Origin of the sequence: Vibrio chanodichtyis (assembly GCF_028863985.1) — a bacterium.
Lineage (GTDB): Bacteria > Pseudomonadota > Gammaproteobacteria > Enterobacterales > Vibrionaceae > Vibrio > Vibrio chanodichtyis.
This window is the reverse complement of record NZ_JARBFT010000005.1, coordinates 208,385-219,044: the sequence shown is the minus strand read 5'-3', so window position 1 is coordinate 219,044 and position 10,660 is coordinate 208,385. Positions and strand designations below refer to the sequence as shown.

Here is a 10,660-nt window from a genome sequence, read left to right as displayed (position 1 = left end):
TGACGCAAGACAAATATTTCTCTGCGCTCAACCCAAAACCGTTATTGAGTATGAGCTTATGGGATCCACTTCACGGCACCAGCCGAAGCAGCACTTTACACTGCGCGCAGGTTAACCCATTACTGGGTTGCACAAGAATTGTGGTCCCTCTGACCCGTGGCCGTACAGCGAACGCCCTACACCAATAATGATTTTCTGGCGGCCACTCACTTCCTACCTTAATTGCTTTTTCAGCACTTGATGATTGAACTTACCCTGCATCTTGCACTTGCAAGCGCGCAGTTTGCAGCACGCCCATCGCTAATGAATAGAGTGCGCTAGCCAATTCATCACTCCATTGCGGCCAGATGCGCGCGATGTAACGATTATCCCCTTCACCTTTGAGGTAATAACTGTCGTTAAAGGTGTCGGCCATTTTTTTGTAGGACTTCGCTTCATCAGGCTGATATTTACCACGAGAAAAGCCCGCTTCCACACAGGCTAACGCCGTTTTCGGAAAATAGGCCAATGGCTGATCCATACCTTGGCAAAACAGCGCCACCAGCTCGCTCAGCAGTGCCTTGGCTTGCTGTGCATCATTGAGTGGCGGCAGGATCTGATGTTGTACCCCCTCTTTACGCTGATAACCGATCAAATGGGTGGTGACCGCCTGTTCACTCGCCGCTAAACAGAGATGATCCATCCAAGCAGCCAATAAGTCTTCAGAGCGGATCGCGCCACTGCGCGCACGCACTAAGCCCGATTGATAACGCTTGACCAACCAACCACGCAGCAATACGACGCGATCATCGGCAAATGGCTGCAAACGGAGGTTGATTTCCGTATCAGCAAGGGGTTGGTGGCACAAAAAACCAATTTTCTCGGCCAGCGCTGCCGCCTGCTCAGCACTTTGTGCTAATTCAAGTTCACCAAACGCCGCCATCGGCAATTTGCCTTGTGCGCGCTGCTGTTTAGCAAACTGCGCGACGCAGTGATCACGCTCGGCAGTAGTGCGGCACGTGAGCAATTTTTCCACCAACTCATCACGCAACTGATAGGCGCTCAGCCCATTGAGGGCAAACGGTTCATCATCGTCGAGCATCGCCAGCGGCGGCTCAAAACTCACTTTTAAACGGCGCTTGAAAAAATACTCAACCGGCAAACGCCAAAAACGTTGTAACTCAACCAGCTCCAGCTCAAACGGCCAGCTCACTTCCAAGCGATAATCACTGAGTGGGGTCAGAAAATCTGCCCGACGCTGGCCTTGCCGACGGGCGGCAGGTAACCATTCACGGGCGAAACTGCCAGCGATAAACGCCTGCGGACTAAACGGCACCATCGCCGCCTCAGTGGTTAAGTGCGCCACCAAGCGGCGGCCAGAATCATCACTGGTTAAATGTTCATCGCCCGCTAAACAGTAATTTTGCTCGCAATATTCCAGCAATTCGCTGACCAATACCGAGGGCATGCACTCGCGGTTATCTTGAATTGAACGCCCGACATAACTGATGTAAAGCTGCTGTTTGGCCGATAACAGCGCTTCTAAAAATAGGTAACGCGACTCTTCGCGCCGCGAGCGGTCGCCGACTCGGCGCTGCATATTACGCAGATCAAACCCTTCGGCCATTTCATTCGGCGGATAAACGCCATCATTCATGCCCAATAGGCAGACTTTAGCAAATGGGATCGAGCGCATCGGCATCAAGGTACAGAAGTTGACTTGGCCGGCTAAAAAACGCTGGCTGATCCGCGTGGCGGAGAGTTTATCGCTCAACACTTGGCGAATAATCGCAGGTGAAATCTCCGCTTGGTAGCCCGCATCAGCCAATTGCTGCTTTAGATTGACCAAGCTATCACGAATGGTTTTCAGTGCCAGCTCACCTTGCAAATCGACACTAAAACAGCGCTCCAACAATTGATTGAGCCAATAACGCCACTGCTCCATGGTTTGAGTTTGCGCCAGTTGGCTACGCAGCTCACTGAGCGTAGTGATAAAGTTGGCCAACTTACCCGCCAGCTCAGCACTCATGCCTTGCACTGGGTTGTAAGGCGCAAGCCACTGACCTGCCAGCTCATACAACCCGGCTTCCGCCGGCATCGCGTAACCGAGTAACATCCGCTCGATACCAAACTGCCAAGTATTTTGTTCGCTGGCGGGCAGATCAAACTCGGCTCCGGTGGCGCTATTTAATCCCCAGCGAATGCCCGCTTCTTCCACCCAGCGCTTAGCGGTGACGAACTCTTCTTCATCAATCGCAAAGCGAGCCATGATGGCAGGCGTTTCAAGCAGTTCAAGTAATTCAGAAGCCAGACAGCGCGATTGTGGCAGTGCGAGCAGTTGCAAAAAGGCGGTTAAGATCGGGCTTTCTTGATCGGCGCTGCGATCAGAAATTGAAAATGGAATAAAGCGCTCGCCGGGCGCATTACCAAACACCGCCTGAATATAAGGTGCGTAGGCGTTAATGTCTGGCACCATCACGATCACATCGCGCGGTTTTAAGCTCGGATCACGTTCAAATTCCGCCAGCAGTCGATCGTGTAGCACTTCAACTTCACGGATCGGACTGTGGCATAGCGAAATCTGCAGGGAATCATCTTGTGCCAAAATGCTCGGTTTATGCTGGCTAGTGGCGAACTTGGCATCGTCTTGATGCTCTTGTAAATGCAAAATATCGGCTTGAATATGATGCAGCAATGAATCGCGTTCCACCTCAATAAATAGCTCTAATTCGGATGGTTGATGCTGCGCGAGTAGCGCGAGGTTATCGCGCCCCATTTTCCCCATTGATGCGAGCAAACTATTGCCCACCGCGTGGCTCAGATGCAGCGACTGGTGCAGATAGCTTTCTAGATCGCCTTTGAGCGGCGAAACTTCACTGCCGATCGTAACTTGCTCGCCATGTATATGCATTTGCTGGCGTTTTTGCGCCGCTACCCGCGCCAGATATTTGCGGTCACGAATATCACCCCAATAGTGCTGACACGGGTTGCTCAGCATCAAGTGCACATCGATATGCTCACCCATCGCGTGCAGCGCATCAATATAACGCGGGGGTAGCGCAGAAATGCCGAAGATGAACAAACGCTTTGGCCATTGACTGCGATCCAGCTCGCCGCTCGCTAACTGATCAATAAAGCGTTGATAGAGATTGGCACGATGATAGATCGAATGCCCCTGCTCGCGAGTGCTAGCGTACAGTTCACGCCACAAAATCGCTTGCCACGGGTGCTGACCGGCAAGCTCGGCCACCTCTTCTCCCGCTTGCCAACTTAAAATCCAGTCGGGGCGATACACCAAGTAACCATCGAAAATATCGGCAATTTTTTCCGCGAGCTGAAAGCGTTTTGAATCATCACTATCCTCTTGCAGATAGCGTTGCAGCGGCTCAAATTCAATGCGGTCCAGCAGCTTGGGCAAGAGTTCCATCAAACGCCAGCTCATCGCTTCTTTATTGAACGCGCTACGCGCTGGCACATCAGGCAACACTTGAGTAAACATCTGCCAGATAAACGTCGCTGGCAGCGGAAACTCTAAGTTGGCCGCGACGCCCAATTCACTGGCCAGTGCCATTTTCAGCCATTGCGACATGCCGGGGCTTTGCACCAAAATGCATTCCGCCTGCAAGGGATCGGACAAAGGCTCATGCTTGATCAAATGCACCAGTAGGATTTTCAGCGTTTCAAGGTGGTTGGAGTGGTAGACAGTAAACACAATGCACTCATGCTGCTCGGCTCATCATCAGCGGAGAGTAGCATAAGTGCATGTCAGGAAGGATAAAAAAGCGTGGGGCTCGATCTCAATATATAGCCAAACCACTTGGAGTTGCCGATAGGCGGCAAGTGAGTGAGTCCCCATGAGCATAGACAAACTATGTGACTGGGGTTAACCAACGTCGCCAACACGGCTGCAACTTCAAGTAGGAAGGGGGGTTAACGAGAACCCACTAACACTTTGTGTGGTTGATAAAACGCCAGATAACGGATTGCTACATAGCTCACCACCACAGTAGCGACTATCAACTCTAAACTCGCCAAACCATGCACTTGCGCCACATAACGCTCGGCCACGCCGATATTTTCCATCCACTGCGCCATTTTAAACAGCGCGGTAGCGCCAATCACCATCGGGAAGGTAAAAGCCGCGTAACCAGGGCTGAAGGGTAGCCGCAGTAAACGGGTGAACGCCAAGTAGATAATGGCCGTCATCAGTACCGCAATGCCAAATAACAGTGCAACAATGACCGGTGAAGGTTCAGTCACTACCGTCAGATAACCCGCTAGAGAGAGGCTGGCAGGTGCCGCCATGATCGCTAACGTCGGTTTCGCGGCATCTGGAATTTCTTGCGTAAAAATAAAGCGATAGATCATCATCGGCAGCATCACCGCGTAAGCCAGCATGCCAAACAGTAAAGCAATGTGCGCAATCGGGGCGAGCAATGGATTACCGGAAAACGCTACATCCGCCACAATAATTCCCACCGGCGGAACAAACCAACTCGGCACCATATGATGTAGCTCAAATGCTTGACTGCGGTGATACACAAAGCTCACCAAAAATAGAAGGTGTAAACCGACCGCCAATAGCCACAACGCATCTCCCGCCAGCGGGTAAAAGTGACCAAGTGACGCCGATACCACCATGGTTGCCATCGCAAAGGTCGGCACCACACTGCCCACCACCGGATGCGCGAGATCTTGGCGCAGTAAATGACCATGCCATAAAAATTTGAAAGCGAGGATCAGCAGTAAAATACTGGCCAGTGCGGCCCCCGTCCACTGCGCGATCCCGTTGGCCGCAAGCATGTTTTCCCAACACCAGCCCAAACTCGCAATCCCGAGTGCCAAACCCGCCATTGGGGTCGGTGCTCCCATCACTTTTGCTTTTGCGGCTCGAATCATACTGTCTCTCTATGGTTGGTAAACGATGAATAGGCGCATCTTACGCTTGCACTTTGTTTTCAACTATCTAATTATTTCTAACACATGTTCAATAAAACTAAACATCAATCATGGCTAGCCATATATCACTCAAACAATTGCGGGTGTTTACCACTATTACGCAACACAAAAGTTTGACCATCGCCGCTCAAGTGCTGTATCTGTCTAAAGCAGCAGTCAGTGTGGCGCTGTCTGAGCTGGAAAAACAGCTCGGCCATGCTCTGTTTGATCGGGTCAATAACCGTTTAGTGCTCAATCAGGAAGGGCAAAAATTGTTGCCCTTAGCCGATGAATTGTTGCAACGTGCTAACGATATCGACCGCCTATTTGATGAACAGCAGAACCTAACCGGCAAACTGCGGATTGGGGCCAGCGATACGGTTGGCAACCAAATTGCCCCCTATTTGATCAGCGCCTTTCGTCAACTGCATCCGCATCCTTCACAAAGCCTATTTATTTCCAATTCGGCACAAGTGTGCCAAAAGCTGGTCGATTACGAGCTTGATATCGGTCTGATTGAAGGCAAAACGCTACATCCCGAACTGATCTCAACGCCATTTAGCCAAGATGAGATGTGTATTATCTGCGCGCCGGATCATCCCCTTGCGCAGCAACAGCGTTTGGTGATGAGTGATTTTGAACACTCTCACTGGGTACTGCGTGAGGCGGGTTCAGGCTCACGTGAGTTCTTCTTACGCGTGATCGCGCCACGCATCGAACACTGGATTGAAGCGTTTGAGCTCAATACCACCGAAGCGCTGATCAACAGTGTCTGCTCCGGTTTAGGGCTAGGCTGTTTATCTCGCTTAGCGGCCAACACGCCGCAACAAGATGGTCGCGTGGTGATCCTCAATGTACCGCTTGATATGCAACGTCGATTCTGGATGTTGGTACATAAAGAGAAATACCAAACCCCACTACTGCGCCAATTCATTGCATTTTGCCCACAATGGGCCAACCACAGCCCCTTGTTGCAACTCGATCCAGCCACAAAGTAAGGGATATGACTCAACGCCCATTTTAGTGCTCGTCACTGGACTTTAGTGACCAAAAACTGTATAAACAGCCAGTTATTTTTCGCGACCAAACTAGAGGATTAACCATGGCTGTTATCGTGAAGTACGTGGTAGAGCGCAACGGAGAAGAGAAAATGACTTTTACCTCGAAAGCCGAAGCTGACGCTTATGACAAAATGCTGGATATGGCAGACGAGCTATTCGAATTGCTCGGTAAAAGTGCTCTGATCGAAGATGAAACCAAGCAAGAAGAGCTAGCGATGTTCTTGGCGCAAAACAAAGAAGACGTATTGTGCGCACTGGGAGCCAAACGTAAACCGGCTCCAACCGTAACCGGCAAAAAGCCGAAAGCAGTTGTAGACAGTGATGAAGATGAGTCGGTTGACGACGCTGCCTAATCGAGAAAACCGCTGCTTAAGCCAGCGGTTTTTTATTGGCTGAGATTGGCTCATCAACGCAACAATGCGAAAAATGAACGGGATTCTTTTTATACCCAAACGACTTGGAGTTGCAGGTAGGCGGCAAGAGAGTTCATCCTCATGAGCATAGATAAACGATGTGATTGGGGTGAACGAACGTAGCCAACACCACTGCAGCTTCAAGTAAGAAGGGGATAACGCAATATCTCTTTAAAAAGACAAAAGGTATCCTTTTACCGACGGATTACCAGTACGCTCTTTTATCCAGCTCATCCACTCTTTATGATGATAAACAACCGATCGGTTGAGCAGTATACCCAAACAACTTGGAGTTGCAGGTAGGCAGTAAGTGAGTGAGTCCCCATGAGCATAGACAAACCATGTGATTGGGGTGAACGAACGTCGCCAATACCGCTGCATCTTCAAGTAGGAAGGGTATAGATGCTCAACTCACCTTTGATTATGGAGAATACACATGGCGTACTTTGCTTTAGGTCTAGCAACCGCGACCAAAAATCGTGATGGAAAAATTATTGAAGCCTTCTTCCCAACCCCGATTCTGGCGCCTAGCGATGCTTTGGTGGCCAAATTGGCTGCGATCGTAGACTACCAAGCAGGCAATCAAGCGCTAGATATCAGCGCCGCACAAAGTCAAGCATTAGCCGCCGTATTCGCCGCTCATCAACAAGCGGCCAGTGCTGCATTTGCCGATAAAGCGGCGAATAGTCATCAGCCTCTAGTACTGGTAATTCTGGCCAGTGACGACAAGCCACAAAGCGTGGCTGAAGGTTACCTCAAGCTACAACTGATCTCACACCGTCTGGTGCAGCCACACGGTACCGTGCTGGAGGGCATTTTCGGCCTACTGCACAACATCGCATGGACCAACCAAGGCCCGATTGATCTGCCAGAGCTAGCGGAGCGCCAAATTGAAGCGCGTCTGGCAGGCCAAGTGTTAACGATTGATTGTGTCGATAAATTCCCGAAAATGGTCGACTACGTGGTCCCAACCGGCACCCGTATCGCCGATACTTCACGGGTACGCCTTGGCGCTCATGTTGGCGAAGGTACGACGGTAATGCATGAAGGCTTTATCAACTTTAATGCGGGCACCACTGGTGTGAGCATGGTGGAAGGTCGTATCTCTGCCGGTGTCGTGGTCGGTAATGGCTCAGACATCGGCGGTGGCGCATCAATCATGGGCACACTGTCTGGTGGCGGCAAAGTGGTGATCTCGATTGGGGAAAACTCACTGCTGGGCGCCAACGCAGGCTTAGGTTTCCCACTCGGCGATCGCTGCACCGTTGAATCGGGTCTATATGTCACAGCGGGAACCAAGGTGCGTATGCTGGATAAAGAGGGCAACCAAGTCGATATTATTAAAGCGCGCGATCTAGCTGGCGTTTCTGATCTGTTGTTCCGTCGTAATTCGCTGACCGGACAAATTGAATGTCTCGCCAATAAATCAGCGGTCGAACTCAACAGCGAACTGCACAAAAATAACTGATCGAACGGTGAGCTTGATCGATCAGCGGCCTGCAAATATGGTGTTAGCTCAGTGCGACTGATTTAGCGACACCAAGCACGACAATGGCTTGGCAATCCAAGCCATTTGCGTGATGGTACACGTACGGTGCTCTTTTCTATTCCTGCGCTTGACGCGGGGTGATCACCACACAAGCAATCTGCTTTTGTTTACCAAAGCCGATGATTTGTGCTAACGCTGCTTTCCCGACGGGGATGTATCCCGACCCCACTGCATGCTCTTCCGATTCGGCATGCGGATCATGAAAAAAGAAGAATTTATCGCTCAAGCCACTCAGCACAATCCAGTGCGGCTCTTTCTTACCATCAAAGCGATAGGTGCTGATCAACAGCAGCACACAAGCCCCCTGCCTTACCCATGCTTCAAGCTGCTGTTGTGAAGGCGGCGCATCAATCATGCTCACATCTTGCTCGGCCAGTTGCTGACAAAAATCTTGATGCACTAACTCAATGATCTGTTTTTTATTTGGATCACGCACACTATCAATAAATGGGGTCGATTTAGACTGATTCCACAACTCAACATGATAACCGCGTCGCGTCGCCGCCAACGCCAAACCTTGTCCACTGCAACCACCGTGGCCTGCGGCCATAAAAATGGTGGTCGATTCACGCCATAACTGCATTTCTTGAGTACGAGTTGGTTCAAACTGCGCATCCAAACAAGAAAAGCTCATTAATAAGCAAGCGGCACCACAAGTAAAAGGCGTGGTTTGTACATATAACGGCATCGGCAGTAGTACTTTGGATTCTAAGGGTGTTAGCCGTTTTTGCATCCGTCGTCCATCGCACAAATCATCATAATAATGGATGAGCAGCTTCAAGGTTTTATAGCCCATCTTTTCATATAATTTTAATGCGGCGGTATTGTCTTCACGCACTTCCAGCCGTAATGTAGTCGAGCCTTGATCAAGAGCAGCACGCTCGCACTGTTCAACCAGACTTTGCGCAATCCTCCGCCCTCTGAACTCAGGCTTAACGGCAATCGAATACAATCTTGATAGCTGTGTCCCTTGATGAAAAAGCAACAGTGCATATCCAGCCAGTTGGTCGCCGGCATCCGCCACAAACAACACGGCATGGTCCGAATGCAAAAAACGCTTCATTTGACGAGGAGAGATTCGGTCCCCGTCAAACAACTGTTGTTCTAACGCATTAAGCGCATTGAGATCAGCGCTAGTAGCAAGACGAATGTCCATTCTACATCCTTAATCGTGTGTGGATTGACCAGATTACCAATCAAATAATAGACCTATCGCAAGGAAGAATATACTGATGGCTAACCTTTTAATCGTGACCGATCAGGTCAGTGACTGGCGACAATACTTCCCTTCTGAACAAGTGGTGAGTGTCGATCAGTATCTCGATACCGATTGGAAATTTAATCAGCGCAGTGTACAGGTGGTCAACCTGTGCCGCGATTACGGCTACATGAGTAGTGGTTACTATGTCTCACTAATGGCAGAAGCTCGCGGCCATCGCGTCATTCCACGCGTCATGGCCATCAATGATATTAATCAGCCGTTTTTCCTCTCTTCAGGGCTGATCAAAATGCACAAGCTAAGCAGTAGCGAAGAGATCATTAGCACCAAAATTTACTTTGGTCGCACGCCACAAAAAGGCTTGGAAAAACTCGCACGCCGGCTGTTTGAAGAGTTCATGGTGCCGGTGATTGAATTGGAAATGCACAAATATCAAGGCCAATGGCAGATCATTAAAATTGTACCTTTCCCATTCCAAGACTTGGCCGATCCCGAGCAAGATTTCTTTATTGAATCACTGGAAATGTTCTCAACCAAAGTCTGGCGACGACCCAAGCAAGAGAAAAAATACCGCTATGACATCGCAATGTTGGTTGATCCTGACGAAAAAATGCCGCCATCTGACGCTTCGGCGCTGAAACGTTTTCATCGTGCTGCCAACCGCTTAGGCATGAACTTAGAAACCCTTTCACCGGATGACTTATCTCGACTGGGTGAGTTTGACGGCCTGTTTATTCGCGCCACCACCAACATCAGCAACTACACCTATCGCTTTGCCAAAACCGCTGAAAAAATGGGGTTAGTGGTGATGGATGATTCCGAATCGATCATGAAATGCACCAATAAAGTGTTTTTAACTGAGCTGTTAGAAACCAATAAGGTCCCGACCCCGAAAAGCGTGATCATTCGCAGCTTTGACCCCGAATGGAAAACCGGTTTGATGGAACAACTGGATTTTCCTATGGTGCTAAAAATTCCAGATGGCGCTTTCTCACGCGGGGTAGTGAAAGTGCGTAATGAGCAAGAGCTAGAAAAAGAAGCCGAGACTCTGTTTGAAAAAAGTGCGCTAATTTTAGCCCAGGCGTTTATGCCAACCGATTTTGACTGGCGCATTGGCGTAATGAATCGGCAGGCTATTTTTGCCTGTAAGTACATGATGAGTCGCGGTCACTGGCAAATTTATCAGCACCACAACAGCGGCCGAGTCACGGCTGGTGGTTTTGAAACCCTCGATCTCAAGCAGGTACCAAAGAGCGTAGTGGATGTCGCGGTGAAAGCGGCCAACCTAATTGGTGGTGGCCTGTATGGGGTTGACCTCAAAGAAATTGATGGTCAAGTCTATGTGATTGAAGTCAACGATAACCCAAGTATCGACCACCATGTCGAAGATGGATTCTTAGGTGATCTGCTTTATGACCGGGTAATGACTGAATTTTTACGTCGCATTCAGATGCGGGGTTTCTAGGCAGCTCAATCGCTCAATCAGCCCGGATCACCATCC

The 10,660-nt window shown here is 49.9% G+C and carries 7 protein-coding genes; 4 read left to right on the top strand and 3 right to left on the bottom strand.

Going from position 1 to position 10,660, the window contains the following annotated elements; all coding sequences use genetic code 11:
• Window positions 1–250: 250 nt before the first annotated feature.
• Window positions 251–3,691: an exodeoxyribonuclease V subunit gamma gene (gene recC / locus PUN32_RS07485; RefSeq protein ID WP_274722487.1), complete on the bottom strand. Its 3,441-nt coding sequence runs from the start codon at window positions 3,689–3,691 to the stop codon at window positions 251–253.
• Between the two features lie 218 nt (window positions 3,692–3,909).
• Window positions 3,910–4,878, bottom strand: a complete 969-nt coding sequence (locus PUN32_RS07480) for a TDT family transporter (protein WP_274722486.1) — start codon at window positions 4,876–4,878, stop codon at window positions 3,910–3,912.
• Window positions 4,879–4,988: 110 nt separating this feature from the next.
• Between PUN32_RS07480 and PUN32_RS07475 the strand changes: the two genes are divergently transcribed.
• The 3 genes from PUN32_RS07475 (at window position 4,989) to dapD (ending at window position 7,859) form a co-directional block, all read left to right on the top strand.
• On the top strand, window positions 4,989–5,915 hold the full coding sequence (locus PUN32_RS07475; protein ID WP_274722485.1) for a LysR family transcriptional regulator: 927 nt from the start codon (window positions 4,989–4,991) through the stop codon (window positions 5,913–5,915).
• Between the two features lie 104 nt (window positions 5,916–6,019).
• On the top strand, window positions 6,020–6,331 hold the full coding sequence (locus PUN32_RS07470) for a YebG family protein (RefSeq protein ID WP_274722484.1): 312 nt from the start codon (window positions 6,020–6,022) through the stop codon (window positions 6,329–6,331).
• 496 nt (window positions 6,332–6,827) lie between these two features.
• The gene (gene dapD / locus PUN32_RS07465) at window positions 6,828–7,859 is read left to right on the top strand and encodes a 2,3,4,5-tetrahydropyridine-2,6-dicarboxylate N-succinyltransferase (RefSeq protein WP_274722483.1); all 1,032 of its coding nucleotides are present in this window, start codon (window positions 6,828–6,830) and stop codon (window positions 7,857–7,859) included.
• Window positions 7,860–7,995: 136 nt separating this feature from the next.
• On the opposite strand, the gene PUN32_RS07460 is transcribed toward dapD, so the two are convergent.
• Window positions 7,996–9,096, bottom strand: a complete 1,101-nt coding sequence (locus PUN32_RS07460) for a GNAT family N-acetyltransferase/peptidase C39 family protein (protein ID WP_274722482.1) — start codon at window positions 9,094–9,096, stop codon at window positions 7,996–7,998.
• A 76-nt stretch (window positions 9,097–9,172) separates the two neighbouring features.
• On the opposite strand from PUN32_RS07460, the gene PUN32_RS07455 reads away from it, so the two are divergent.
• Complete coding sequence (locus PUN32_RS07455) at window positions 9,173–10,624, top strand: RimK family protein (RefSeq protein ID WP_274722481.1); 1,452 nt, start codon at window positions 9,173–9,175, stop codon at window positions 10,622–10,624.
• Window positions 10,625–10,660: the final 36 nt, after the last annotated feature.

What these genes read in the sequence shown, in the direction of transcription:
- PUN32_RS07480 (WP_274722486.1), bottom strand. Translation starts at nt 4,878, where the DNA reads ATGATTCGAGCCGCAAAAGCAAAAGTGATGGGAGCACCGACCCCAATG.
- PUN32_RS07475 (WP_274722485.1), top strand. Translation starts at nt 4,989, where the DNA reads ATGGCTAGCCATATATCACTCAAACAATTGCGGGTGTTTACCACTATT.
- PUN32_RS07470 (WP_274722484.1), top strand. Translation starts at nt 6,020, where the DNA reads ATGGCTGTTATCGTGAAGTACGTGGTAGAGCGCAACGGAGAAGAGAAA.
- dapD (WP_274722483.1), top strand. Translation starts at nt 6,828, where the DNA reads ATGGCGTACTTTGCTTTAGGTCTAGCAACCGCGACCAAAAATCGTGAT.
- PUN32_RS07460 (WP_274722482.1), bottom strand. Translation starts at nt 9,096, where the DNA reads ATGGACATTCGTCTTGCTACTAGCGCTGATCTCAATGCGCTTAATGCG.
- PUN32_RS07455 (WP_274722481.1), top strand. Translation starts at nt 9,173, where the DNA reads ATGGCTAACCTTTTAATCGTGACCGATCAGGTCAGTGACTGGCGACAA.